The organism is Pseudomonas sp. EYE_354, from assembly GCF_023148575.1.
Taxonomy (GTDB): Bacteria; Pseudomonadota; Gammaproteobacteria; order Pseudomonadales; family Pseudomonadaceae; genus Aquipseudomonas.
This window is the reverse complement of the sequence record NZ_JAHXNQ010000027.1, coordinates 1-25,884: the sequence shown is the minus strand read 5'-3', so window position 1 is coordinate 25,884 and position 25,884 is coordinate 1. Positions and strand designations below refer to the sequence as shown.

23 protein-coding genes and 1 pseudogene are annotated in these 25,884 nt (G+C 61.8%); 10 read left to right on the top strand and 14 right to left on the bottom strand.

Features of this window, described 5'->3' with window-relative positions; genetic code table 11:
* The first annotated feature begins 2 nt into the window (after nt 1-2).
* The 6 genes from pcaH to pcaC all read left to right on the top strand — a co-directional run bounded on the left by pcaH (nt 3) and on the right by pcaC (nt 5,375).
* The gene (gene pcaH, locus KZX66_RS25665; protein WP_176994768.1) at nt 3-707 is read left to right on the top strand and encodes a protocatechuate 3,4-dioxygenase subunit beta; all 705 of its coding nucleotides are present in this window, start codon (nt 3-5) and stop codon (nt 705-707) included.
* Nucleotide 708: 1 nt separating this feature from the next.
* Nucleotides 709-1,275 (top strand): protocatechuate 3,4-dioxygenase subunit alpha, encoded by a 567-nt coding sequence (gene pcaG / locus KZX66_RS25660; protein WP_248084004.1) that lies wholly within the window; start codon nt 709-711, stop codon nt 1,273-1,275.
* Nucleotides 1,276-1,442: 167 nt separating this feature from the next.
* Nucleotides 1,443-2,738 carry an MFS family transporter gene (locus KZX66_RS25655; RefSeq protein ID WP_248084003.1) on the top strand — a complete coding sequence of 432 codons (1,296 nt, stop codon included), beginning with the start codon at nt 1,443-1,445 and terminating at the stop codon, nt 2,736-2,738.
* 10 nt (nt 2,739-2,748) lie between these two features.
* Nucleotides 2,749-4,113 carry a 3-carboxy-cis,cis-muconate cycloisomerase gene (locus tag KZX66_RS25650; protein WP_248084002.1) on the top strand — a complete coding sequence of 455 codons (1,365 nt, stop codon included), beginning with the start codon at nt 2,749-2,751 and terminating at the stop codon, nt 4,111-4,113.
* Nucleotides 4,114-4,123: 10 nt separating this feature from the next.
* Nucleotides 4,124-4,915, top strand: coding sequence for a 3-oxoadipate enol-lactonase (pcaD, locus tag KZX66_RS25645; protein WP_248084001.1), 792 nt, complete (start codon nt 4,124-4,126; stop codon nt 4,913-4,915).
* 64 nt (nt 4,916-4,979) lie between these two features.
* Nucleotides 4,980-5,375 carry a 4-carboxymuconolactone decarboxylase gene (pcaC, locus tag KZX66_RS25640; RefSeq protein WP_248084000.1) on the top strand — a complete coding sequence of 132 codons (396 nt, stop codon included), beginning with the start codon at nt 4,980-4,982 and terminating at the stop codon, nt 5,373-5,375.
* A gap of 15 nt (nt 5,376-5,390) precedes the next feature.
* On the opposite strand, the gene KZX66_RS25635 is transcribed toward pcaC, so the two are convergent.
* The 7 genes from KZX66_RS25635 to KZX66_RS25605 all read right to left on the bottom strand — a co-directional run bounded on the left by KZX66_RS25635 (nt 5,391) and on the right by KZX66_RS25605 (nt 17,046).
* Nucleotides 5,391-6,290, bottom strand: coding sequence for a polysaccharide deacetylase family protein (locus KZX66_RS25635; RefSeq protein ID WP_248083999.1), 900 nt, complete (start codon nt 6,288-6,290; stop codon nt 5,391-5,393).
* Between the two features lie 84 nt (nt 6,291-6,374).
* The gene (locus KZX66_RS25630) at nt 6,375-7,625 is read right to left on the bottom strand and encodes an OprD family porin (RefSeq protein ID WP_248083998.1); all 1,251 of its coding nucleotides are present in this window, start codon (nt 7,623-7,625) and stop codon (nt 6,375-6,377) included.
* Nucleotides 7,626-7,766: 141 nt separating this feature from the next.
* Nucleotides 7,767-9,374, bottom strand: coding sequence for a J domain-containing protein (locus KZX66_RS25625; RefSeq protein ID WP_248083997.1), 1,608 nt, complete (start codon nt 9,372-9,374; stop codon nt 7,767-7,769).
* A gap of 12 nt (nt 9,375-9,386) precedes the next feature.
* A complete protein-coding gene (locus tag KZX66_RS25620) occupies nt 9,387-11,084 on the bottom strand; it encodes a molecular chaperone HscC (RefSeq protein WP_248083996.1) in 1,698 nt (565 codons plus the stop codon).
* A gap of 197 nt (nt 11,085-11,281) precedes the next feature.
* Nucleotides 11,282-12,739: an AdeC/AdeK/OprM family multidrug efflux complex outer membrane factor gene (adeC, locus tag KZX66_RS25615; protein ID WP_248083995.1), complete on the bottom strand. Its 1,458-nt coding sequence runs from the start codon at nt 12,737-12,739 to the stop codon at nt 11,282-11,284.
* Nucleotides 12,736-15,897 carry an efflux RND transporter permease subunit gene (locus KZX66_RS25610; RefSeq protein WP_248083994.1) on the bottom strand — a complete coding sequence of 1,054 codons (3,162 nt, stop codon included), beginning with the start codon at nt 15,895-15,897 and terminating at the stop codon, nt 12,736-12,738. Before KZX66_RS25610 ends, adeC begins: the two co-directional genes overlap by 4 nt.
* Nucleotides 15,898-15,900: 3 nt before the next feature.
* Nucleotides 15,901-17,046: an efflux RND transporter periplasmic adaptor subunit gene (locus tag KZX66_RS25605; RefSeq protein ID WP_248083993.1), complete on the bottom strand. Its 1,146-nt coding sequence runs from the start codon at nt 17,044-17,046 to the stop codon at nt 15,901-15,903.
* Nucleotides 17,047-17,332: 286 nt separating this feature from the next.
* Here KZX66_RS25605 and KZX66_RS25600 point away from each other — a divergent pair, with 286 nt between their 5' ends.
* Nucleotides 17,333-17,965, top strand: coding sequence for a TetR family transcriptional regulator (locus KZX66_RS25600; protein ID WP_248083992.1), 633 nt, complete (start codon nt 17,333-17,335; stop codon nt 17,963-17,965).
* A 233-nt stretch (nt 17,966-18,198) separates the two neighbouring features.
* Here KZX66_RS25600 and KZX66_RS25595 read toward each other — a convergent pair whose 3' ends face one another.
* Genes KZX66_RS25595 through KZX66_RS25585 form a run of 3 tightly spaced genes read right to left on the bottom strand, consistent with a single transcriptional unit; the run spans nt 18,199 to nt 20,785 of the window.
* Nucleotides 18,199-19,254 carry an alkene reductase gene (locus KZX66_RS25595; RefSeq protein WP_248083991.1) on the bottom strand — a complete coding sequence of 352 codons (1,056 nt, stop codon included), beginning with the start codon at nt 19,252-19,254 and terminating at the stop codon, nt 18,199-18,201.
* A 26-nt stretch (nt 19,255-19,280) separates the two neighbouring features.
* Nucleotides 19,281-20,447, bottom strand: a complete 1,167-nt coding sequence (locus KZX66_RS25590; RefSeq protein WP_248083990.1) for an MFS transporter — start codon at nt 20,445-20,447, stop codon at nt 19,281-19,283.
* A gap of 11 nt (nt 20,448-20,458) precedes the next feature.
* Nucleotides 20,459-20,785 carry a helix-turn-helix transcriptional regulator gene (locus KZX66_RS25585; protein WP_248083989.1) on the bottom strand — a complete coding sequence of 109 codons (327 nt, stop codon included), beginning with the start codon at nt 20,783-20,785 and terminating at the stop codon, nt 20,459-20,461.
* 154 nt (nt 20,786-20,939) lie between these two features.
* Between KZX66_RS25585 and KZX66_RS25580 the strand changes: the two genes are divergently transcribed.
* Nucleotides 20,940-21,524, top strand: coding sequence for an ACP phosphodiesterase (locus KZX66_RS25580; protein ID WP_248083988.1), 585 nt, complete (start codon nt 20,940-20,942; stop codon nt 21,522-21,524).
* Nucleotides 21,525-21,570: 46 nt separating this feature from the next.
* On the opposite strand, the gene KZX66_RS25575 is transcribed toward KZX66_RS25580, so the two are convergent.
* Nucleotides 21,571-22,362 carry a lysophospholipid acyltransferase family protein gene (locus KZX66_RS25575; RefSeq protein ID WP_248083987.1) on the bottom strand — a complete coding sequence of 264 codons (792 nt, stop codon included), beginning with the start codon at nt 22,360-22,362 and terminating at the stop codon, nt 21,571-21,573.
* Nucleotides 22,362-23,117, bottom strand: a complete 756-nt coding sequence (gene olsB / locus KZX66_RS25570) for an L-ornithine N(alpha)-acyltransferase (protein WP_248083986.1) — start codon at nt 23,115-23,117, stop codon at nt 22,362-22,364. The genes KZX66_RS25575 and olsB overlap by 1 nt, the downstream gene beginning before the upstream one ends.
* 186 nt (nt 23,118-23,303) lie before the next feature.
* Here olsB and KZX66_RS25565 point away from each other — a divergent pair, with 186 nt between their 5' ends.
* Nucleotides 23,304-24,377, top strand: coding sequence for a serine hydrolase (locus KZX66_RS25565; RefSeq protein WP_248084023.1), 1,074 nt, complete (start codon nt 23,304-23,306; stop codon nt 24,375-24,377).
* Complete coding sequence (locus KZX66_RS25560) at nt 24,374-24,688, top strand: amidase (RefSeq protein ID WP_248083985.1); 315 nt, start codon at nt 24,374-24,376, stop codon at nt 24,686-24,688. Before KZX66_RS25565 ends, KZX66_RS25560 begins: the two co-directional genes overlap by 4 nt.
* 97 nt (nt 24,689-24,785) lie before the next feature.
* Here KZX66_RS25560 and KZX66_RS25555 read toward each other — a convergent pair whose 3' ends face one another.
* Both KZX66_RS25555 and KZX66_RS25550 read right to left on the bottom strand, forming a co-directional pair.
* A complete protein-coding gene (locus tag KZX66_RS25555) occupies nt 24,786-25,175 on the bottom strand; it encodes a hypothetical protein (protein ID WP_248083984.1) in 390 nt (129 codons plus the stop codon).
* Nucleotides 25,172-25,884: pseudogene (locus KZX66_RS25550) on the bottom strand (PAAR domain-containing protein); the annotation flags it as partial. The gene KZX66_RS25555 and the pseudogene KZX66_RS25550, both read right to left, overlap by 4 nt.

The following is a 25,884-nucleotide window of genomic DNA, read 5'->3' as shown; positions in this document are numbered from 1 at the left end:
CCATGAGTGACAAGCCCGGTTACCGGCGCCCGCAAGCGGGCACTCAACCTGATTACCTGCACCCGGCCTACCAGTCGACGAACCTGCGTTCGCCGTCCCAGCCGTTGGTGTTCCTGCCCCATTCCTTGTCGGAAATCACCGGTCCGACCATCGGCGCCGAGCGGGTCAACGAGAAGGACAACGACCTGACCGCCCAGCATGACGGCGAGCCCCAGGGCGAGCGCATCATCATTCACGGCCGTGTGCTGGATGAAAACGGCCTGCCGGTGCCGGGCATTCTGGTGGAGATCTGGCAAGCCAACGCCGCTGGCCGATACAACCACAAACGCGACCTGCACGATGCGCCGCTGGACCCGAACTTCACCGGCACCGGGCGCACCGTGACCGACGCCGATGGCTGGTACCAGTTCCAGACCATCAAGCCCGGCGCCTACCCATGGGGCAACCATCACAACGCATGGCGCCCGGCGCATATCCACTTTTCGCTGTTCGGCCCGAGTGTGCTGACGCGCTTGGTGACGCAGATGTATTTCCCCGGCGACCCGCTGCTCGAATACGACCCGATCTACAACTGTGTGCCGGACACCAGCGCCAAGGAGCGTTTGATCGCCCGCTTCGACCTGGAAAAAACCATTCCTTCCTATGCCCTCGGCTACCGCTGGGACATCGTCCTGCGCGGCCGCGACGCCACGCCGATGGAGAAATGAGATGAGCCTTTACGCAACCACGTCCCACACGGTGGGGCCTTACTACCACATCGGCCTCACCTGGCTTAACCGCGAAGACATGACCACCGCTGCCACCCTTGGCGAACGCGTGGCGATCAGCGGGCAAGTGGTGGATGGCAACGGTGATGTGGTCAACGACGCCATGCTGGAAGTCTGGCAGGCCAACGCCGCGGGTAAGTACGACCATCCGGAGGACGAGCAGGACAAGGCCGTCGACCCGAGTTTCGAAGGCTTTGGCCGTGTGCCGGTGGACGCCGAAGGGCGCTTCCGCTTTACCACCATCAAACCCGGCAGCGTGCCGGGCCTGAAGGGCACCACCCAAGCGCCGCACCTGGTGGTGTTGGTGTTTGCCCGTGGCTTGGTCAAGCACCTGCTCACGCGGATTTACTTTGACGGTGAGGCACTGAACGGTGACGACCCGTTGCTGGCGTGTGTGCCGGCAGAGCGACGCAGCACCCTGATCGCCCAGCCGGATGGCGACGGCGTGTACCAGTGGAATGTGATCTTGCAGGGCACCGATAAGGAAACCGTGTTCTTCGATTATTGATCAGCATCGGTTGCAAGCTTCAAGCTGCAAGCTCCAGGAAAAAACGGCGATTGCGCCAGCGCTGCTCTTGCGGCTTGTGGCTTGCAGCTTGTAACTGCAGTAAATGCGGAACACGGTTGTTGCAAAGTGTGTCTAGGCTATAACCGTTCCCACTGAGTGAAAACATCATGACAACAACCACCAGTCACTACACCGGAGAAGAACGCAGCAAACGGATCTTTGCGATCGTCGGTGCCTCCTCCGGCAACCTGGTCGAGTGGTTCGACTTCTACGTGTATGCCTTCTGCGCGATTTACTTCGCCCCGGCGTTTTTTCCGTCCGACAACCCCACTGTGCAGTTGGTCAACACCGCCGGGGTGTTCGCCGCCGGCTTCCTGATGCGTCCCATCGGTGGCTGGCTGTTTGGGCGTGTGGCCGATAAACACGGTCGCAAAAACTCCATGATGATCTCGGTGCTGATGATGTGCGCGGGCTCGCTGGTCATCGCCTTTTTGCCGACCTACAACGACATTGGCGTGTGGGCACCGATCCTGCTGCTGGTGGCGCGCCTGTTCCAGGGCCTGTCCGTGGGCGGTGAGTACGGCACCACGGCCACCTATATGAGTGAAGTCGCACTCAAGGGCCAGCGTGGGTTCTTTGCGTCCTTCCAATACGTGACCCTGATCGGCGGCCAGTTGCTGGCGGTGCTGGTGGTGGTGATCCTGCAGCAGATCCTCACCGAGGAAGAACTGCGTGCCTGGGGCTGGCGCATCCCGTTTGTGATCGGCGCCATTGCCGCGGTGATCTCGCTGTTGCTGCGTCGCACCCTCAAAGAAACCACCAGCAAGGAAATGCGTGAAGACAAGGACGCCGGCAGCATCGCGGCGTTGTTTCGCGACCACAAGGCGGCCTTTATCACGGTGCTGGGCTACACCGCCGGCGGCTCGCTGATTTTCTACACCTTCACCACGTACATGCAGAAGTACCTGGTGAACACCGTCGGGATGCATGCCAAGACCTCCAGCTACATCATGACCGGCGCCCTGTTTCTTTATATGTGCATGCAGCCGGTGTTTGGCATGCTGGCGGACAAAATCGGCCGCCGTAACTCAATGCTGTGGTTCGCAGGCTTGGGCACGTTGTTCACGATGCCTATCCTGCTGACCCTCAAAACTGTGAGCAGCCCGTTCCTGGCGTTTGTGCTGATCACCCTGGCGCTGGCGATCGTGAGTTTCTACACCTCGATCAGCGGCTTGGTGAAGGCCGAAATGTTTCCACCCCAGGTGCGTGCGCTTGGCGTCGGCCTGGCGTATGCGGTGGCCAATGCGATCTTCGGCGGTTCGGCGGAGTTCGTTGCCCTGGGGCTCAAATCCATGGGCATGGAAAACACCTTTTATTGGTACGTCACCGCGATGATGGCGGTGGCGTTCCTGTTCAGCTTGCGTCTGCCCAAGCAGGCGGCGTACTTGCACCACGATTTGTAAGGGATGAGTGATGACGTTGCGCACCAGTAACCAACTGTTCGACGCCTACTTCACCGCTGACAGCATGGCCGACGTGTTCTGCGACAGCGGCCGCTTGCAGGGCATGCTGGATTTCGAAGCCGGCTTGGCCCGGGCACAGGCGCAGGTCGGGTTGATCCCCCAGGCTGCCGTCGCGCCGATCGCCCAGGCGTGCCTGGCCTCGCTGTACGACGTGGATGCCTTGGGCGTAGCGATCGCGGCGGCGGGCAATTCGGCGATTCCCTTGGTCAAGGCCCTGGGCAAGTTGATTGCCAGCGAAGATGCCGGTGCCGAGCGCTATGTGCACCTGGGGGCCACCAGCCAGGACGTGATGGACACCGGCCTGGTCCTGCAACTGCGCCAGGCCGTGGATCTGATCGAAACCGACCTGGCGCGTTTAGGCGATGTGCTGGCCGCCCAGGCGCAGCGTTATGCCGACGTGCCGTTGGCCGGGCGCACCTGGTTGCAGCATGCGACGCCGGTGACCCTGGGCATGAAAATCGCCGGTTGGCTGGGGGCGGTCACCCGTAACCGGCAACGGCTCGCCGAACTCAAACCGCGCCTGCTGGTGCTGCAGTTTGGCGGCGCCTCCGGCACGCTGGCGGCGCTGGGCGAACAGGCCATGCCCGTGGCCGAGGCACTGGCGGCCCAGTTGCAGTTGACCTTGCCCGACCAACCCTGGCACACCCAGCGCGATCGCTTGGTGGAGTTCGCCGGCGTGCTGGGCTTGATCGCCGGCAGTCTCGGCAAGCTGGGGCGCGATGTCAGCCTGCTGATGCAAACCGAAGCGGCTGAAGTGTTCGAACCCTCCGCGCCGGGCAAGGGTGGCTCCTCGACCATGCCCCACAAGCGCAACCCGGTGGGCGCCGCCGTGCTGATCAGCGCCGCGACCCGCGTGCCTGGGCTGGTGTCGACGATGTTCAGCGCCATGCCCCAGGAACACGAACGCAGCCTGGGCCTGTGGCATGCCGAGTGGGAAACCTTGCCGCAGATTTGCCGCTTGGTTTCCGGCGCCTTGCAACAGGCGCTGCTGGTGAGCGAAGGGCTGGAAGTCGACCCGCAGCGCATGAAGCACAATCTCGACCTGACCCAGGGTCTGGTGTTGGCCGAGGCGGTGAGCACCGTGCTCGCCCAGCGCCTGGGCCGCGAAACCGCACACCATCTGCTGGAACAGTGCTGCAAGCGCGCCGTCGCCGATGGCCGTCACCTGCGCGCGGTACTGGCGGATGAACCGCAGGTCACCGCCGAACTGTCCGCCGCCGAACTGGACCGCCTGCTCGACCCGGCCCACTACCTGGGCCAGGCGCGCACCTGGGTCAGCCGCGCGGTCACCGAACACGTTCAATACACTGCCTAAGGAGTCCGCTGTGCCATTTGTACAACTCGCCGAGGGCGAACTGCATTACCAACTGGATGGGCCTGTCGACGCACCGGTATTGGTGCTGTCCAACTCCCTGGGCACCGACCTGCATATGTGGGACATCCAGGTCCCAGCGTTTACCGAGCATTTTCGCGTGTTGCGTTTTGACACCCGTGGTCACGGCAAATCTCTGGTCACCGAGGGGCCCTACAGCATCGAGCAGTTGGGCCGCGACGTGATTGCCTTGCTCGATGCGCTGGAGATTTCGCGTGCGCATTTTTGCGGGCTGTCCATGGGGGGCTTGATCGGCCAATGGTTGGGGATTCATGCCGGTGAGCGTCTGCAGCGCCTGGTGGTGTGCAACACCGCGGCCAAGATCGGCACGCCAGAGATCTGGAACCCACGCATCGAAACGGTGCTGCGTGACGGTGCAGCCGCGATGGTCGCACTGCGTGACGCCTCCATTGCGCGCTGGTTCACCGCCGACTTTGCCGAGGCCAACCCGCACCAGGCCAAGCAGATTACCGACATGCTCGCGGCCACGTCGCCCCAGGGTTATGCGGCAAATTGCGCAGCGGTACGGGATGCGGACTTCCGTGAGCAACTGGCCTCGATCAAGGTACCGACCCTGGTCATCGCCGGCACTGAAGACGCGGTCACACCGCCAGCGGGCGGCCACTTTATCCAGAGCCATGTGAAGGGCGCCGAGTACGCCGAGTTCTATGCGGCCCATCTGTCGAATGTGCAGGCTGGCGCTGCGTTCAGCGACCGTGTAATTGAATTTTTGCTGGCGCCTTAACCTGGATTTATGGCGAGCGGGCAGCTCGCTCGCCTGCCAACTATTTACATCGAGGATGTCTGCTGTGGACGAGAAACAACGTTACGCCGAGGGCCTGCAAGTACGGCGCGAAGTGCTGGGCGACGCCCATGTCGACCGCAGCCTTAACGCCCTGACCGAGTTCAACGGCGAGTTCCAGGAAATGATCACCCGCCACGCCTGGGGCGATATCTGGACCCGTCCCGGCCTGCCGCGGCACACCCGCAGCCTGATCACTATCGCCATGTTGATCGGCATGAACCGCAGTGAAGAACTCAAGCTGCACCTGCGCGCCGCCGCCAGCAATGGCGTGACCCGCGCCGAGATCAAGGAAGTGCTGATGCAGAGTGCGATCTATTGCGGGATTCCAGCGGCGAATGCCACTTTCCACCTGGCTGAGTCGGTGTGGGATGAGCTGGGGGTCGAGTCCCGTCAAGCCTGACGGGCGTTCGAGCGGTCAGCGCGCGTCAGCGCCCCACACCCAGTTCCACACGCCGGGCAGATGCACCTCTTCATTCACATCCTTGACCGTGCGCGCCAGCGCCGCGCGCTGCAGCGCGGCGTGGTCGGTGTAGAACGGCTGGGCAGCGGTTTTCAGGCTGTTGACCTGTGCACTGTCGAGCAGGATCTGCAGGTATTCCTGCAGGTGCCGCGCGGTGTAGCGGTTGATGTCGTGAAAGGTCACCACCACCGGTATCACGCCGTCCACCGTCGGCAAATCACCCAACGCAATGCGCTCGCGCACCACTGACAGCTGTCGATACAGGTTGGCGCGACGGCGCGGGCTGGCGTTGAAGCCCCAGATTTTGCCGTCGTTGGCGCTCAAGTCGGTCAGCAATACGTGCATGCCATGGCGTTGGTAGGCGGCAAAGGTACGGCGGTCGTAGTTCCAGAATGGCGGGCGTACCAACACCGGCGGCGCGCCGGTGATTGCGGCAATGTCGGCGGCCCCCTGGGTGAGGGTGCTGTCCAGTTCGGCGTTGTTCAGCCAGCGGTGGTTGGTATGAAACGCGGTGGCGGTGTGGAACGCCAGGACATGACCTGCGGCGTACTCCCGCTCCATGGTCTTGCGCCCGCGCGAACTGCCACCGGAACGGGCCGCTTCGGTCTGCAGGAAGAACACCGCCTTGATCCCCGGCAACACCGGGTTGTCGGCCAGGTCGGCCACCACCGAGCGGCTCGGGTTGTTGTAGCCCGAGGCACTGGGGCCATCGTCGAAGGTCAGCAAAAAACGGATCGGCGCCTGGCGTTGCAGGCGTTGTTCGGTCTGTGGCGTCAGCGCAATGGGCGCGCCGATGCAGCCACTGAGGCTGATGGCCAGGGCAAGCACGGCGGATGCGATGGCAAAGGATTTCATGGTGGGCGCGGGCTCGATTAAGAGGCCGCTGCTGGGCGGATCAGCAGCGGCAGGCGCGCACGATACAGTAAGTGCCGCGCCGGTTTACAGCAGACTTAGCGGGTAACTGACGATCAACCGGTTTTCATCGAACTCGTTGTTGCTGTAGTCGCGGCGCATGCTGGAATTACGCAAGCGCACTGTCAGGTTTTTCAGGTTGCCGCTCTGCACGGTGTAGCCCAATTCGCTTTCACGGCCCCATTCCTTGCCGTCGGTAATCGTGCCGGTGTGCACGTTGCTGCCGCTGATGTAGCGGTTCATCAACGTCAGGCCGGGCACGCCGAGGGCGGCGAAGTTGTAGTCGTGGCGCACTTGCCAGGATTTTTCCTGGGCGTTGTCGTAGCTGGAGTTGTAGCTGTCGTTGGCCAGGGTGCCGCCGCTGGTGCCGTTGACGCGCATCCAGGCAGTGTTCCCGGTGAGTTTCTGCAGGCCGACGTAAAAGGTGTTGCCGCCGTACTTGGCCGAGAACAGGCCGGACCAGGTCTTGTTGTCCAGTGCGCCGGCGCGGGCGCTGCCGTCGTCCTTGCCGTAGAAGAACCCCAGGTTGGCGCCCAGGGTCCAGGCGCCGAGGGGCTGGCTGTGGATCAGGTTGACGTACTGCTGGCGATAGATGTCCTTGAGCTGGGCGTTCCACAGACCAATCTGGGTGCGTTTGTCGTTGAACGCGTATTCGCCGCCCTGGAAGTTGAAACGGTCGGAGGTGAACGCGGTTTTACCGGTCATCGACAGGTCGTTCATGCTGCTGTCGTCGCGCGGGCTGTTGGCGCGGAACTGGCCGCCATAGAGGGTCAGGCCGTCAATTTCTCTGGAGGTGATCTGCCCGCCGCGCAGGGTTTGCGGCAGCGAGCGGCCATCGTCGGCACGCAGGATCGGCAGCACCGGCATCCATTCGCCGACCTTCACTTCGGTCTTCGAAATACGTGCCTTGAATGCCACACCGAGGCGGCCGAATTCATCCGCCGGGCGGCCATCGTGGTCCAGCGGCAACAACTGGGTGCCACCGGTGCCATGCCCGCCGTCGAGCTTCAACGAATACAGGCCCAGCACATCCACCCCGAAGCCTACCGTGCCCTGGGTGAAGCCGGACTTGGCGTCGAGAATGAAACTCTGCGTCCACTCCTGCGCGCCGCCCTGGGTTTTGGTCGGGTTGGTGAAATTGCGGTTGAAGAAGAAATTGCGCAGGTTGAGGTTGGCACTGGCGTCTTCCAGGAAACCGTGTTCTTCGGCGATTGCAGGAAGGGCAAAACTGGCAACAGCGGTGGCCAGCAACAGCTGGCGAGGGCGGAACATGCTCATGGCGTTGGACCTGTTGTTATTGGGGTTTTGCAGGTGCGGGCCATGGTGCGTGGCGGTGCGGGAGTGGTTCAATCGGGGCTGGGCGGGTTGTGGGCGATGATCGAACGCAAGTTGCCGGGCGCTGAGGCCCGGTTGCGGCAGTCAGGATTTGGGCGGGGTGAAGTGGGTCCAGGGGATCGCCGGCAAGTAATGCTGGGCGGCGACGATCAGCGCCACCATCACCACCACGAACACCGCTTGCAGGGGACTCCAGAATGCCCAATGCAGGCCGTTCAGCCAGGGATAACCTTCACTGAATTTCTGGCTCATCCGGCCGATGCGTTTTGTGTGCAGCAGGTTGATCAGCAGCGCGCCGGCATAGGTCACTGCGCCGAGTATGCCGAGCATCAGGCCGCAGGCGATCAGCATGATTGCCTGGGGCACGCCGTGGCGAATCACCAGCCAATAGTCGTTGGGATTGAGTCGTTTAGGGATCAGGTACTGGCTCAGCCAGATATCCGGCACCCGGTATACCGAACTCATGACCGCCCAGAACTGGGTGACACGAAAGGCGACAAGGGCCGGCACGAATGACATCAGCATGAAAAGGAACACCGACATCATGTCCAGTTTGCCTGGTGTGTCGTGGGCGATGTTCAAGCCGATGGCGAGGGCGAAGATCGCCCACAGTCGGATAAACACCTGGGTGTAGATCGGCCTCGGTACGAATTTGCGCCAGAAAAACACATCGGCCTGAGGCAAGCGTTCAATCAATTGCGGGTAGCGCCAGGTCAGGGTTTGGGCCAGGTGCTGGCAGGCATTCCACTCGTTATCGCCAAACCCGTCGATCATGTTTTTCTGTTGGGTGGCCGTCATGGGCGTCAGCAACAGGCGCGCGGCAAAGGCGTCGGCAGAGGTGCGTCGCGGATCGTGGGCCTTGTCTTGCAGGTGGGCGTAGAAGCTTTCCTGCTCGCAACGCGACACCAGTTCGCGCCACATCCAGGCCGGTTCCGGGTACACGCCTTTCTGATCGTCCCAGCCAAATGCCTGGCACACCCGTTCGAACAGCGGCACGCTCCACTGCGTGTCATGCAGCAGGTGCAGAATGATGCGTTGCCACTGCTGTTGCAGGTCGAACACCCGCAGCCACGGTTGGTTGTTGTAGGCCGTCAGTTGGCTGATGAACTCGCGTTCGGCCTTGTGTTCCAGCCGTTCCTGCAAGACACGGCGGTAGTCCTGCAGCAGCTCGCCTGTCAGCGCTTCGTGCTGCCAGGGGGTCATGGCCACGTGTTGCCACGGCGTCAGCCAGTCCAGGTGTTGCACGGCCCATTGGGCGATGGCGCTGCGCTCGCCGGGGGCGTCGAAGCAATGGCGCAGCAGACCGGCCTGGAACGCGTCGGTGCAGGCCTGTTGCCGGGCCTGTGCCCAGCGCTCGTCAAGGTTGTGGATTTTGAGGCCGCTGAGCAGGGCGTCGGCGAGGTTCGGTGTTTCGAACGGGGCAGGGCTGAGGGGGCGGATGTCCATCAGCTCGGCCAGGTCGTTGAGGTTGCCGTAGGCCTGTTCGACCGCTGGCGCCTCGACGTTTGCTTCGTCCTCGCTGTCAGCACGCCAGCGCGCCTCGCTCAACGCGTATTCATAGGCTTCACGCAGGCGCTGGAAACCGGCCGGGTCGTCATCCGGGCGGCAGCTTTTCAGCAGCCGCGCGTAGGTACGCTTGATGGTGCGCTCGTCGGCGTCTTGCGGCAGTTGCAGTACGGTCCAGCAGTCCATGTCGTGCTCCCCTCAGCGCCAGAACCCGGTGTCCAATTGCTCCAGTTGCCGGGTCAGTTCACTGCGCGCTTCACGGATGCGCCGTTCGTCCTGGGTGTCGAGCACCTGCTGGAACTGCGCGGCCCAGTGGCCCAGTTGCTCACGCAACTCACCGAGGTTTTCCTGATAGAGCCGTTCCAGGCGTGCGGTGAGCACCGTGTTGACTTGCTGGTCGCGCGGGTGAACCTTCAACTGCGCCAGGGCTTGCAGGCGTTGCTGGATCTCCTGCGGGCTGAGCACGCCGGGGTTGTTCTCGATCACCAGCGAATGTTGCTCGCCGGTGAGCGGAATGTTCACCTGGGCTTCCAGCAGGCCGTTGTTGTCGTAGGTGAAGCGCACGTCCAGCGAGACTTCACCGGCTTTGCGCTTGGGCACGTCGATCTCCAACTGGCCCAGTTCGATGTTGTCTTTGACCAGGCGGCTTTCACCCTGGTAGATCTTCAACAGCACCTGGCTCTGGTTGTCGTGCAGCGTCACCACGCTTTTGACCCGGCTCACCGGCACACTGCTGTTGCGTTCGATCAGCGGCAGGTAGTGGCCGCTTTCGATATGGCCGCCGTATTGGTTCGAGGTCTCGATACCCAGGGTGTAGGGGCACACGTCAGTCAGCACCACTTCTTCCAGCGCCGCCGAACGGGCTTTGAGTGCGGCCTGGATCGCGGCGCCGTGAGCAACCACCTGGTCCGGGTCGAGGCTGATGGATGGAAAACGCCCGAACAGGCCGGCGGCGAGCTTGCGCACCAACGGCATACGCGTGGTTCCGCCGACCAGCAGGATTTCATCCAGGTCGCCGACGCGAATCCGCGCATCGCGCAGGGCACGTTCGATGGGCGCGCGCAGGCGTTCGAGCAGCGGCGTGTAAAGCTTGGCCAATTCCTGCTGGGTGATGGTCTGTACCCATTGCTGGCCGTCGATGCGCAGCGCGAACTCAGCGCTGTCGTCCTGGCCCAGGGCTTTGCGCACGCGCTCGGCTTCGCGGCGCAGCGCGTGCAGCACGCTGCTGGTGGGCGGGAAGCCGGCGGCATTGCGCTGGCTGTCGACGAAGTGCTCCAGCAGCAGGGTGTCGAAGTCTTCGCCGCCCAGGAAGTTGTCGCCGGCACTGGCGCGTACTTCCATCACGCCGTCGAACAGCTCAATGATCGACACGTCAAAGGTGCCGCCGCCGAGGTCGAACACCAAGAACGAGGTTTCCTTGTCACGCTGATGCAGGCCGTAGGCGAGGGCGGCGGCTGTGGGTTCGTTGATCAGTTTTTCAACGTTGAGCCCGGCCAGTTCGCCGGCAATCCGCGTGGCTTTGCGCTGGCCGTCGCTGAAGTAGGCGGGCACGCTGATCACAGCTTCGGTGACGGTATGGCCGTAGGTGCGTTCGATGTCTTCCTTGAGGCTCTTGAGCACCAGCGCCGAGAGCTCTTCGGGGCGAAACGAACGATCACCCAGGCGCACTTCGGTGGCGCTGCCCATGAAACGCTTGAACAGCGAGGTGGTCAGGTGCGGGTGAGTGTGCAGGCGCTCTTTGGCAGCCTGGCCCACCAGGACACGGCCTTGATCATCCAGCCCGACCACGCTTGGGGTCAGCAACTGGCCAAGGGCATTGGGCACCAATTCGGTGGCGTCACCGCGCCAGACGGCGGCGAGACTGTGGGTGGTCCCCAGGTCGATTCCTACGATCATTACGACAAGCTCCCTCTGTGGTCGGTAAGAATCTGTAACCAATTTTAACCTGAAAGGTTGAAGCGAAAGCAAGACTGCGCAGCCCCTGGGGGCGAGCGGAGTTCAGGTGGCGAGCCAGTCCTGGTGGGCATCGATCAGTCGGCATAAAAAAACCGCCTCCAGTAAGGGAGGCGGTTTTTTGTTTACAGCAGCGCTAATCAGAACAACTTCAACGCCGGGGCTTCTTCTTTCAATGGCTCATTCTTTGCGGTCTGCTCGTTCCAACCGCCGCCGAGGGCCTTGTACAGGGTGACTTCGCTGGTCAGCTGCGCCAGGCGGTCGGTGATCAGCGATTGCTGGGCACTGAACAGTTGGCGCTGGGCGTCGAGGAAGGTCAGGTTGCTGTCGACACCGATGCGGTAGCGACGCTCGGCCAGGCGGTAGTAATCCTGGTTGGCTGCCACGAAGCCGCGCTGGGCATCCAGCTGTTGCTTGTAGGTCTCACGGGCGGCCAGGCCGTCGGAGACTTCCTGGAAGCCAGTCTGGATGGCTTTCTCGTAGTTGGCCACGTTGATCTCTTTCTGGATCTTCGAGTAGTCCAGGCTGGCGCGCAGGCTACCGGCGTTGAAGATCGGGATGTTGATCTGCGGGGCGAACGACCAGGTGCCCGAGCCGCCCTTGAACAGGCCGCCCAGGGTCGGGCTGGCGGTGCCGGCGCTGGCCGTCAGGGTGATGCTCGGGAAGAACGCTGCACGGGCTGCACCGATATTGGCGTTGGCTGCCTTGAGGTTGTACTCGGCCTGCACGATGTCGGGACGACGTTGCAGCAGGTCCGATGGCAACCCGGCCGGCACTTCGCTGAGCAGGTCATCGGACAGCGGCTTGCTGGCGATATTCGCCGGCAGACCGGTGCCCAGCAGCAGGGTCAGATTGTTCTCATCCTGGGCCACCTGGCGGGTATAGCGCGCCAGGGCGACGCGGGCATTTTCCACCGAGGTGCGTGCCTGGCTGAGGTCGAGGGCCGAGGCCACGCCGACTTCGTTGCTGCGCGAGGTCAACTTGAAGCTCTGCTCGTACGCGCCCAGGGTGTCCTGGGTGAGCTTGAGCAGTTCCTTGTCGGCCTGCCAGGTCAGGTACGCGGTGGCCACGTTGGCCACCAGGCTGATCTGGGTGCTGCGCCGTGCCTCTTCGGTGGCGAAGTACTTTTGCAGTGCTTCTTCACTCAGGCTGCGTACGCGGCCGAACAGGTCCAGCTCGTAGGAACTGATGCCCAGGCCTGCCGAGTACTGGCTGGCGATGGTCGCTTCACCGGTCTGCGACAGTTTGGCCGGCGTACGCGAACGGCTGCCGCTGCCCGTGGCCGAGACGGCCGGGAACAGGTCGGCGCGCTGGATCTGGTACTGCGCGGCATAGGCATCGATGTTCAGCGCCGCGACACGCAGGTCACGGTTGTTTTCCAGTGCGGTCTTGATCAGTTGTTGCAGGGCAGGGTCATGGAAAAACTGCTTCCAGCCCTGCTCGGCAGCGGCCTGGTTCGGCGCCTGGGCCGGCGAGTACGCCGGACCCTGCGGGAACTGCGCCGCCACCGGCGCTTCGGGGCGCTGGTAGTCAGGTATCAACGAGCAGCCACTGAGCACGAAGGCGGTGACGGCTAGGGAAAGTAGCGACTTGCTCATTGGCCAGCCTCTTTAGAAGTGTGCTTGGGTTCAGTCTTTTTACGCTCGCCGGCGGCGGACACAGTGGCGAAGAACAGCGGGACCCAGAAGATCGCCAGGACAGTCGCCGTGATCATACCGCCAATCACGCCGGTACCGATCGCATGCTGGCTGCCTGAGCCGGCACCCGAGGAGATCGCCAGCGGCAGTACGCCGAGGATGAACGCCATGGAGGTCATGATGATCGGACGCAGACGCATGCGGGATGCCTCGATGGCCGCTTCGACGATGCCCTTGCCTTGTTCGTGAAGCTCTTTGGCGAACTCTACGATCAGGATGGCGTTTTTCGCCGCCAGGCCCACCGTTACCAACAGGCCCACCTGGAAGAACACGTCGTTGGACAAGCCGCGCATGCTGGTGGCGATCAACGCCCCCACCACACCCAGCGGCACCACCAACACGACCGCGATCGGGATCGACCAGCTCTCGTACAACGCCGCGAGGCACAGGAACACCACCAGCAGCGACAGGGCGTACAAGGCCGGTGCCTGGGAGCCGGACAGACGTTCTTCGTACGACAGGCCCGTCCACGCGTAGCCGATACCCGCCGGCAATTGCTTGGCGATGCGTTCGACTTCAGTCATCGCGTCACCGGTGCTGTAACCCGGTGCCGGGGTGCCGAGGATTTCCATCGCCGCCACACCGTTATAGCGCGAGAGTTTCGGCGAGCCGAAGATCCATTTGCCCGAGGCGATGGCCGACAACGGCACCATCTTCCCGGAGTCGCTGCGCACGTACCATTTGTTCAGGTCTTCGGGCGACATGCGGCTGGCGGCTTCGCCTTGTACGTACACCTTCTTCACGCGACCACGGTCGATAAAGTCGTTGACGTAGCTGCCACCCAGGGCAATCGCCAGGGTCTGGTTGATGTTCGACAGCGTGATGCCCAGGGCACTGGCTTTTTCGTCATCGACGGTCAGTTCGTACTGCGGCTCATCGTTCACCCCGTTAGGACGCACGCCTGCAAGAATCTTGCTTTGTGCGGCCATGCCCAGGAACTGGTTACGCGCGGCCATCAATTTGTCATGGCCGACGCCGCCCTGATCTTGCAGGAACACGTCGAAGCCGGTGGCGTTACCCAGCTCCAGTACCGAAGGCGGCACGATCGCAAACACCATGGCGTCCTGGAAGGTCTGCATGAAGTAGCCTTGGGCACGCTTGGCGATTTCGAACACCGACGTCGACGCGTCGCGTTCATCCCAGGGCTTGAGCATCACGAAGGCCAGACCGGAGCTTTGGCCACGGCCGGCGAAGTTGAAGCCGTTGACGGTAAATACCGATTTCACGCCCTTGCCTTCGCCCGGCTCGCCTTCCTTGTCGTTGAGCAGGAATATCCGCATGTCGTCGATGACTTTTTGCGTACGCTCAGCGGTGGAGCCGACGGGGGTCTGCACCTGGGCGAAGATCACGCCTTGGTCTTCGTCGGGCAGGAACGCGGCAGGGATGCGCATGAACAGCCAGATCATGCCGGCGAAGATCAGCAGGTAGACCAGGAACGCCGGGATCTTGTGCTTGATCATGTTGCCCACACCGCGCTCGTAGCTCAGTACGCCACGGTCGAAGGTGCGGTTGAACCAGCCGAAGAAACCGCGCTTGGGTTGGCCGTGTTTTTCCGGGTCGATCGGCTTGAGCATGGTGGCGCACAAGGCCGGGGTGAAGATCAGGGCAACCAGTACCGACAACGCCATGGCCGAAACGATGGTGATGGAGAACTGTTTGTAGATCACCCCAGTGGAACCACCGAAGAACGCCATCGGCAGCAGTACCGCCGACAGCACCAGGGCAATACCCACCAGGGCGCCCTGGATCTGGGTCATGGACTTGACCGTCGCCTCTTTCGGCGACAGGTGTTCCTCGGCCATTACCCGCTCGACGTTTTCCACCACGACGATGGCATCGTCCACCAGCAGGCCGATGGCCAGGATCATGCCGAACATGGTCAGGGTGTTGATGGTGAAACCGAATGCCGCCAGGATCCCGAAGGTCCCCAGCAGTACCACCGGTACCGTCATGGTGGTGATGATGGTGGCGCGGAAGTTCTGCAGGAACAGGAACATCACCAGGAACACCAGCACGATGGCTTCGACCAGGGTGTGCACCACGCCGGAGATCGATTCGGTGACCACAGGGGTGGTGTCATACGGCACCACCGCCTTCATGCCTGGCGGGAAGAACGGCTCGAGGGACTTCACGGTTGCGCGAATGGCCTTGGCCGTGTCCAGGGCGTTGGCACCGGAGGCGAGCTTGATCGCCATACCCGACGCCGGGTTGCCGTTGAACTGCGCGCTGATGCTGTAGGTCTGGCCACCCAGTTCGATACGCGCGACGTCTTTCAGGCGGACCTGGGAACCGTCGGTGTTGACCTTCATCAAGATGTTGCCGAACTGCTCTGCGGTTTGCAGGCGAGTCTTGCCGATGATGGTCGCGTTCAGCTGGGTGCCGGGCAGGGCGGGCAAACCGCCCAATTGGCCGGTGGCCACCTGCACGTTTTGAGCGGCGATCGCGGTGCTGACGTCCACCGGGGTCAGCTGATAGTTGTTCAGCTTGGCCGGGTCGAGCCAAATCCGCATGGCGTACTGCGAACCGAAGACCTGGAAGTCACCCACACCCGGCGTCCGGGAAATCGGGTCCTGAATGTTGGATACGATGTAGTTGGACAGGTCGTCCTTGGTCATGCTGCCGTCTTCCGACACCAGACCGATCACCATCAGGAAGTTCTTCACCGACTTGGTCACGCGGATACCCTGCTGCTGTACTTCTTGCGGCAGCAGTGGGGTGGCCAGGTTCAGCTTGTTCTGCACCTGAACCTGGGCGATGTCCGGGTTGGTGCCCTGGTTGAACGTCACGGTGATGGTCATGCTGCCGTCGGAGTTACTGTCCGAGGAGACATAACGCAGGTTGTCGATACCGTTGAGCTGTTGTTCGATGACCTGCACCACGGTGTCCTGCACGGTTTGTGCGGACGCGCCTGGGTAGGTCACCTGGATGTCGATGGCGGTGGGCGCAATGGCCGGGTATTGGTTGATGGGCAACTTCAGGATCGACAGTGCCCCGACCAGCATGATCACCAGGGCAATTACCCAGGCGAAAATGGGACGGTCGATAAAAAATTTCGACATGGATTACTCCCCTTTGCCGGCAGCGGCGGCAGGAGCAGCGGAACCGGCGGGTTTGGCGTTGTCAGCTTCCTTGACCTTGACCTCCGCGCCCGGCTTGACGTACTGCAGGCCTTCGGTGATCACGCGGTCACCGGCGTTCAAGCCTTTTTCCACCAGCCAGTAAGCGCCGGCGGTACGGTTGGCCACCAGCTCGCGTTGCTCGACTTTGTTATCGGCATTGACTACCAGCGCCGTTGGTGTGCCCTTGAGGTCGCGGGTCACGCCTTGCTGCGGTGCCAGGATCGCCTTGCTGTTCACACCGGCCTGCAGTTGGGCGTGGACAAACATGCCAGGCAGCAAGACGTGGTCAGGGTTGGGGAACACTGCGCGCAGGGTCACGGAACCGGTGGTCTGGTCGACCGACACTTCGGAGAACTCCAGCTTGCCGTCCTGGCCGTAATCACTGCCGTCTTCCAGGGTCAGCTTGACCTTGGCGGCGTTGGCACCGGCTTTTTCCAACTGACCGCTTTCCAGGTCGCGGCGCAGTTTGAGCATCTCGGCAGAAGACTGCGTGACATCGACGTAGATCGGGTCCAGTTGCTGGATCACCGCCATGGCATCCGCCTGGCCGTTACTGACCAGTGCGCCTTCGGTGACGGCGGAGCGACCGATACGCCCGGAAATCGGCGCGTACACCTTGGTGTAACGCACGTTGATCTGGGCGGTTTGCACGTTTGCTTCGGCGGTCATGCGGTTGGCGACAGCGGTGTCGTATTCCTGACGGCTGACGGCCTGCTCATCGACCAACTGTTTGTAGCGGTCGGTGATCGACTTGGTCTGGGTCAGGGTGGCTTGTGCGCTTTTCAGGGTCGCTTCGTAGACCGACGGGTCGATCTGATAAAGCTGCTGGCCTTCCTTCACATCGGCGCCTTCCTTGAACAGACGCTTGAGGATGATGCCGTTGACCTGTGGACGAACTTCCGCGATGCGGTAGGCGGTGGTGCGGCCTGGCAGTTCGGAGGTGAGGGTATAGGCTTGCGGTTGAATAGTGACCACGCCGACCTGAGGGATTTGAGCGGGCGGAGCCGCTTCTTCCTTTTTACATCCGCTGAGCAGCGATGCCAGGGTGACGGCAGTGACCAGAGCGGTAACAGCTGGCTTAAGTTGCATGAAGATCCTCGGGTCAGGCGCGCAGGCTGCGCACAAGAAAGGTGAAAGGGTAAAAAACGAGCCGTGAGTGGATAAGTAGCTTGCTACGCAATATACTTACGTTCATGGTTGTTTGTAAACTCTTGACAGGCTTCGCGTGTTGTTGACAAAGCAACGCCTGCAGCCTCGATTCCATTACGTTCGGCGCCCATGATGGTGTCGTCCCACAAATATTCAGATCATCGTTTGCATCTATTAACGTTGCGTTAACGATAGTCTCAAGTGTCCTGATTGAGGTTGTACTGCCATGGTTCGTCGCACCAAAGAGGAAGCTCAAGAAACGCGCAGCCAGATTCTCGATGCCGCCGAGCAAGCCTTTTATGAACGCGGCGTTGCACGCACGACGCTGGCGGACATTGCCGCGTTGGCGGGCGTGACGCGAGGCGCGATTTACTGGCATTTCAGCAATAAGTCCGATCTGTTGCAGGCACTGCTCGACACCTTGCACGAGCCGTTGGACGAGTTGGCCAGGGCCAGCGAAAGCGAAGACGAAATCGACCCGCTGGGCTGTATGCGCAAACTGCTGATTCATCTGTTTCATCAAGTGGCCCTGGACCCGAAAACCCGGCGCATCAACGAGATCTTGTTTCATAAGTGCGAATTCACCGATGAAATGTGCGACATGCGCCGCCAGCGCCAAACCCACAGCCTGGAATGCAACCTGCGCATCGGATTGACGCTGCGTAACGCGGTGCACCGTGGGCAACTTCCGGAAAACCTCGACACCACCCGCGGCGCGGTGTGCCTGCATGCTTACATCAATGGGCTGATTGGCCAGTGGCTGCTGGTCCCCGACAGCTTCCAATTACACCAGGAAGCCGAACGCTGGGTGGATGCAGGGCTGGACATGCTGCGTTTTAGCCCCAGCCTGCGCAATTGAGACAAAATGCGTAATTGCCGCGGGCTGTGTCAACAGTAAAGCCTAAGGACAGTCAATCGTCCTTATGCCTGATCGGTGGGGTGACTTTATATACGGGCTGGCGGGCGGTTGATAGGTAGCCGCCTAAGTATTTTGTAGGGAATTTGTTGCGGTTCTGTGAAGCAGTGTTTCCTGCCCCAGTGAAAAAGCCCCGGTTCGCGAGAGCCGGGGCTTTTTCATTTTTACGCGTTACGTCACAGCGCCAGGGTCGGGTAGTCGATGTAGCCCACCGGGCCTTTGCCATAGAAGGTCTGCGGATTAGCTTCATTCAAGGGGGCATCGGCCTTCAGACGCGCCGGCAGGTCCGGGTTGGCAATGAACGGCACGCCGAAGGCCACCGCATCGGCCTTGCCGGCGGCAAGCCACGCATTGGCGCTGTCCTTGGTGAAGCTTTCGTTGGCGATGTACGCGCCGCCGAAGGCTTTTTTCAGTTGCGGGCCGAGGCTGTCCGCCCCTTCCTTTTCACGGGAGCAGATAAAGGCGATGCCGCGCTTGCCCAGTTCGCTGGCGACGTAGGTGAAGGTTTCCGCGAGGTTATCGTCCCCCATGTCGTGGGCATCGGCACGCGGTGCCAGGTGCACACCCACACGGCCAGCGCCCCAGACTTCGATGGCCGCGTCGGTCACTTCGAGCAACAGGCGTGCGCGGTTTTCCAGGGAGCCACCATAGTTGTCGGTACGTTTATTGGTGCTGCTTTGCAGGAACTGATCGAGCAGGTAACCGTTGGCGCCGTGGATCTCCACGCCGTCAAAGCCTGCGGCCTTGGCGTTTTCGGCACCGGTGCGGTAAGCGTCGACGATGTCGGCGATTTCAGCGGTCTCCAGCGCACGTGGGGTCGGGTAGTCGGCCAGTGGGCGCACCAGGCTCACATGCCCTTTGGGTTGGATCGCGCTCGGCGCCACCGGGGCTTCGCCGTTCAGGTACGACGGATGGGAAATACGCCCCACGTGCCACAGTTGCAGGAAGATCTTGCCGCCCGCACCGTGCACGGCCTTGGTCACGTTGGCCCAGCCGCGCACCTGGTCGTTGGACCAGATACCCGGCGTGTCCGGGTAGCCCACGCCCAGCGGCGCTACCGAGGTGGCTTCGCTGAGGATCAGCCCGGCGGAGGCGCGTTGCACGTAGTACTCGGCCATCAGCGCGTTGGGCACGCGACCTTCATCGGCGCGGCAGCGGGTCAGCGGCGCCATGATGATGCGGTTGGACAGCTGCACGTCGCCCAGTGTGATCGGATCGAAAATAGTCGTCATGGGATAACACCCTTCAATTGAGTTGATCAGTTGGTCGCAGGAGCCAGATCGGCGTCGCCGCTCTGACGGAAAGTAATCAGGGTCACCACCAGTGCCAGGACCGCCAGGGCCGCTGCTGCCAGCGGCACGCTGGTCAGGCCGAAACCGTGGGCGATCACGCTGCCGCCGACCCAGGCGCCGATGGCGTTGCCGATGTTGAAGGCGCCGATATTCAAGGTGGACACCAGATTCGGTGCGGCCTTGCCGAAGGTCACCACGTTTATCTGCAACGCCGGGACGGCGGCAAACGACGCGGTGGCCCACAGGAACAAGGTGATTTCAGTCGGGATCAGCGCGACGCTGGTCCAGCTCAGCGCCGTGGACACCACCGCCATGCTGATAAACACACCGACCAACGTAGCGGCCAGGCGTTTGTCGGCCAGCTTGCCGCCGATGATGTTGCCCACGGTCAGGCCCAGGCCGATCAGCAGCAGGGTCCAGGTCACGCCCTTGGGCGACACGCCAGTGACATCGCCCAGCAGCGGCGCAACGTAGGTGAAGAGGGTGAACATGGACGCGGCGAACAGCGCCGTCATGCTCAGCGACAGCCAGATGCCGGCGCCTTTGAGTGCGGCCAGTTCGGCGCGCATGTCGAGTTTTTCTTCGTCACGCTTGGCCGGCAGGAAGCGGATCAGGCCGATCAGTGCAACGACACCAATCACCGTGACCGCCCAGAAGGTCGAACGCCAGCCGGCTTCCTGGCCCAGCGCGGTGCCCAGCGGGACGCCAAGCACATTGGCCAGGGTCAGACCGGTGAACATCAAGGCCACCGCCGACGCACGTTTGTTGGCCGGGACCAGGTTGGCGGCAACCACCGAACCAATCCCAAAGAAAGCGCCGTGACACAGCGCGGTGACCACACGGGCAAACATCAGCACGTTGTAATCACTGGCCAGGGCGCAGAGCAGGTTGCCGACGATGAAGATACCCATCAACGCTACCAAGGCGGCTTTGCGTGGCAGCCTGGCGGTGGCCAATGCCATGAACGGCGCACCAATCGCCACGCCCAGGGCATAACCGGTAACCAACCAGCCGGCGCCGGGGATCGACACGCCGAGGTCCTTCGCCACATCGGGCAACAAGCCCATGATGACGAACTCGGTCGTGCCGATGGCGAAGGCGCTCAGGGCCAGGATGAGTAGCGAGAGGGGCATTGTCGTGTCCTTTACAGCGGCGCGCGGATGTCAGCGCTGAGTTCAGTGATAAACGCCGTGAGGAAGGCTTGGATCACTTCCTCATTGCGTTTGAAAAAGTGCCATTGCCCGGCCTTCTGGCTGCTGATCAGTCCCGCCCGTTGCAACGTGGCGAGGTGGGCCGACACGGTCGACTGGGACAAGCCGCAGCGCTGGTCGATCTGCCCGGCACAGATGCCGTATTCGTGGTTATGCAGTTGCTCGGGGAACTGCACCTTCGGGTCTTTCAGCCAGGTGAGGATGTCTCGTCGTACTGGGTGCGCCAGGGCTTTTATTATTTCGTCGAGGTCAATGGACATGGCAGTCGCTCGGTGTCGTAAAGCGTTATATCGCGATGAAGCGAACTTTAAATCGTAATATCCCGATATACCAATATGATTTCGATCTGAGGTCAGGCTAAATCGGTATATCGGGTTATAACGATACGTTGATGGCAGTGCTAGACTGCGCGCCATGAATTATCTCGCACATCTGCACTTGGGCGGCCAACTTCCTGCGCAACTGCTGGGCAGCCTCTATGGCGACTTCGTCAAAGGCCGCCTGCAAGGGCAGTTCAGCCCGCCGATCGAGGCGGCGATCCAGTTGCATCGCGCCATCGACCGCTTCACCGACACTCATCCACTGGTGGGGCAGGCGTTGTCGCGCTTCAGCCTCACCCGCAGGCGCTATGCCGGGATCGTCGTCGACGTGTTTTTCGATCATTGCCTGGCGCGGGATTGGGCGTTGTATGCCGACCAGCCGCTGGCGCACTTCACGTCGCAGGTGTACCGCGTGCTGCAGGCCGAACCGGAGTTGCCGGGGCGCTTGGCGCAGATTGCGCCTTATATGGCGGCCCAGGATTGGTTGGGCTCGTACCGTGAGTTCGCGGTGATGGAGCAGGTGTTGCGGGGGATTTCGCGGCGGCTGACGCAGCCGGAAGCGTTGGGACATGCGATGCAGGAGTTGCGGCTTTTATATGAACCGCTGAGTGAAGACTTCCGGCGCTTCTACCCTCAATTGCAGGAATTCGCACAGTCTCAACTGATCACACAAAACTAAAGGTGGGAGGCGGGTTGCCCCTCCCACCTTTCTGACCATGCCCGCGTCAAGCGGCGAAGGCTGGTCGCGCCGCCACGTGCTCTGCCTCCGGCAACGGCCCGAACAACGCCTTCTGCACCGCTTGCTGCGCCTGATACGCCAGCGCCGCACGTTCCTGGCCGGCGCAGGCGATCGGCTTGAGTATGTGGATTTCCACGTCGCCCTGATCATTGGCAAACAAGCGCATCAGGTGCGAGAGCAAATCATCATCGCCAATGAACGGTGCCAGCGGGTCCACCTGGCCGTCGCGCACATAACGAATCGCCACCGGTTGCAAGCACACATCCGCGTCGATCGCACTGGCCAGCAAGCGCCCGTGAAAGGTGCGCAGGCTGCGCCCGTCGGTGGTGGTGCCTTCCGGAAACATCAACAAGGGGTGCTGTTGCTCCAGATGACGGGTCATCTGTTTGCGGATCAACTGGCTGTCGCCCGAACCCCGGCGGATAAACAGGCTGCCGGCTTTGGCCGCCAACCAACCGGCCACCGGCCAGGTGCGCACTTCGGCCTTGGACAGAAACGACATCGGCGCCACAGCGCCCAGCAACGGAATGTCGGTCCAGGACACGTGATTGCTCACCCACAGCATCGGCTGCGTCGGCAGCGCACCGTGCACCGTCACGCGAAAGGGCAGGGCGTTGGTCAGTCGCGCCATAAAGAACCGCGACCAGCGCTGGCGCCGCACCATCGAGTTGGCCACGCCCAGGCGCTCGAACAGCCCAAACACACTGGCCATGCTCAGGCCCAGCGCCACCACCACTAATACGCGGGCAATGCGCCCGTAGACGCGCAGGCGGCCCATCACATGGCCGCCTTGAAGTGACGTGCATAACGCGGGCACAGCTCATCTCGCTTGAGCAGGATGAACACGTCGGCGACCTGGAAGTCTTCATCCCAGCACGGCTCGCCACAGATCTTCGCACCCAGGCGCATATACGCCTTGAGCAGCGGCGGCATTTCGGCGATGACGTTGGATGGCAGGTCCAGTGCCGGCAGGGGTTTTTTCGGTTCGGCGCGCAAGTGTTCGTTGCACAGGTAGCGTTCGCGCAGGCGCTGCATGATCGCATGGGCCTGGATGCCACCGTCATGCATCGGGATGCTCGCGCAGCCCATCAGATAGCTGTAGCCGCCCTCGTTGAGCACTTCGGCCAACTCGCCCCACAACACAGCGATGGTGCCGCCGTTGCGGTAGGCCGGGTCGACGCAGGTGCGGCCGATCTCCAGGATCGGGCCTTGCAGGTGCAGCAAGCCGTGCAGGCTGAATTCTTCTTCGCTGTAGAACCGCCCCAGGGTGCTGGCGGCCTGATGGTCGAGCAAACGGGTGGTGGCGACCAATCGACCGCTGTTCAAGTCCCGCACGCCGATATGGCTGCAGTGAACATCATAGTCATCCATGTCCAGACCCTGTTCCGCACCTTTCAGCTTGGCGTTGAACTCGCCGCTGAACACGTTGAAACGCAGGGCCTGGGCTTCCTGCAAAGCTTTCGCGCCAACCAGGCGTTCGGCTTGCAGACGGCGTTCATTGCCGGTGTCGCTGATGCGGGCGATCTGAGTCATGGCGAATCTCCGAGTGCCGGCCACTTACCGGCCGGTCGACTTGTTTGTCCAAACTCAGGCTATGTAGCCCCGGTGTCATCTCCATGAAGTTATGGTGACGCTTGGATGACAGCGCCGACTGTCGCCAATCTGTCATCGGCCTGGGCTAGGCTCCCGGGCTTGAATGCCCCCCTTGAGTTTGTGTCCATGGTCAGAGGCTTGCTGTGCGTTGCCCTGTTGTTCGTCACCGTTATCGCCCGCGCCGAAAACTGGCCCGACAAGGACTGGACCAAGGGCACGCCACTTGTCGGCCCTGCCGTCGACGCCCTCGAGACCTACGCCTTCCCCCCGCGTGACGATGCCAGCCGCCAAGGCATCCGCACCGATGCACTGCTGGTGATCCGCGACGGGCAGATCATTTATGAACGCTATGCCGCGCCTACCACGGCGAGCACGCCGCACCTCACCTGGTCCATCAGCAAGAGCCTGATGGCCACTGTGCTCGGCGTGGCCTATGGCGATAATCGCTTCAAACTCACCGACCCGGTGGCGCGCTTTTACCCACCGATGAAGCAACACCCGGCGGTGACCATGGCCGACCTGCTGCACTGGGCGTCGGGCCTCGACTGGCAGGAAGACTACGAATACGCGCCGCTCAAATCCTCGGTGGTGGCGATGCTCTACACCCGTGGTCGCGGCGATATGGCCGCGTTTACGGCGGATATGGACGCCTTCAGCGGTCCCGGCCAGGTGTTCCGCTATTCCAGCGGCGACAGCAATCTGCTCTCCGCCGCGCTCAAAGGGATGCTCGGCCACAAGGCGTACATGAGTTATCCATGGGACGCGCTGTTCAAACCGTTGGGGATTCGCAGCGCCACCTGGGAAACCGACGCCGACGAGACCTTCGTCGCTTCGTCCTATGCCTATCTCACCGCCCGCGACCTGGCGCGCGTCGGCCTGCTGATGGCGCGGGATGGGCGCTGGGGCGATGAGCAATTGCTGCCCAAGGCCTGGGTCGCGTTCAACCGCCAGCCGTTCGATAAATACAAAACCGGCCAGGACGAAGCCGTCCCCGGCGGCCAGTGGTGGCTTAACCAAGGCACCCCAAGGCCCTGGCCCGACGCCCCCGCCGACACCTTCGCCGCCCTTGGCCACTGGGGCCAGGCGCTGTACGTGATGCCCGCCGAACACTTGGTGATCGTGCGCTACGGCGATGACCGCGACGGTACTTATCGCCACAACGAACTGCTCAAACGCGTGCTCGCGGCGGTGCAGCCATGATCCGTCGTCGGCCGTTTACCAGCCTGTTTCTGCTCCTGTTGCTCGCCTTGCTCGGCTGGGTGTGGCACGAGCGCGTCAACCTGCAAGCCTTCCCCGACATCATTGCGGCCTACACCGCCAAGGAGTACTGCTCGTGCCGCTATGTAGCGAACAATCCAGCTGACTATTGCCGCGGGTATGTGAAGCAGTACGTGCCCACCAGTGCGTTCAGGGATAGCCCGGAGCGGAGTGAAGTGACGGCGAGCGGGCTGGGGCGCACGCACACGGCGCGGTGGTTGGGGGAGCGGCAGGGGTGTCGGTTGTTGCCGTGAGTGGGCGTGACATTCCGTAGTGGTGAGGCCTTAGATTTGTCGTGTCCGCGCCCATCACGGCATTGGTCTTTGTTGAATGTGTTCCATTTTTACGGTTCTATCTAAACTTCAATACAATGGCTACAGCTATCATCCAGCTGAAGGCAGTGAGCGCCATAGACATATTGACGATCAGACGTCGTTTCAGGTGAGGTGGAAAGTTTTTGAGATCGACTGGGTCCAGTTCACCGATAATAATAGACGCCCTCGGCCACACCACCATTCCGGCGATTTTTGATATCTCCCACAGGGACCAAATCAAGCCACGTTTACCCAGGCTCGGTCCCCAAAGATAAATATAACGGCTGTTCTTCAAGGCCTCCTTTATAGCATCCATATGACGGTGACTCAGGTAGAGGCTGTATGCAAGGCTCAACGCGGCAAGCAGAATCGGGCCGCCGCTAACAATTATCGCGATCCAGGGAGACCACGTGTAGATACTCGTCATGGTTGCCTAGTCTTGTAAATCATTTCACCCATGTATTCGCCTCCCATCCCTCCGCCCGTCGTACCCACCCATGTGCCCGCTCCCACTACGGCCGCGACACAGACAACGCCTCCTATACCTCCTGTAGCTACGCCAATCGCCAAGCAGATTGAGCTACTGGCATAACCCGATATCGCACCACCTAGTGCGCCACCAAAAGTGGAACCGGCGAATTTCCCACCTTCAGTAAATTTGATCTTCTCGCAAGCCGCCTCAGAGTCACCGTTACACACCTGTTGTATAGCCAGCAACGACGACACACCACCAATACCAATGCCAATATAACCGCCTGTCTTCATGTACTTGGTCGCACGACTGATCGCCTCCACATGAGCTGAATACCCCGGAATCTGCCCCGGCGCACCGGCCTTGTCCCAGTGATACACCAAGCTTCGGCTGGAGATCCCAAGCGCCGTTTTCAGCTTGGGATGATCGCCCAGAGTAGTCTGGCCGCGCAGACGCGTGGAGTTCAGCAGATGAGCATCCAACTGCGCGAGCAGGCGCTGGCGTTCGGCGAAGAACTGCGGCGATTTAAGGTGGCCATGCTGACGATAGCTTTCCTGATGCAAACGCTCGATGGCCTGGAGTGTGTCGCGCAGGTTCGTCAGGTGCTTTTCCATCACCATTGCGCTCACTCCAAGCCAGGTTGAGGTATGACCAATGAAGCTGG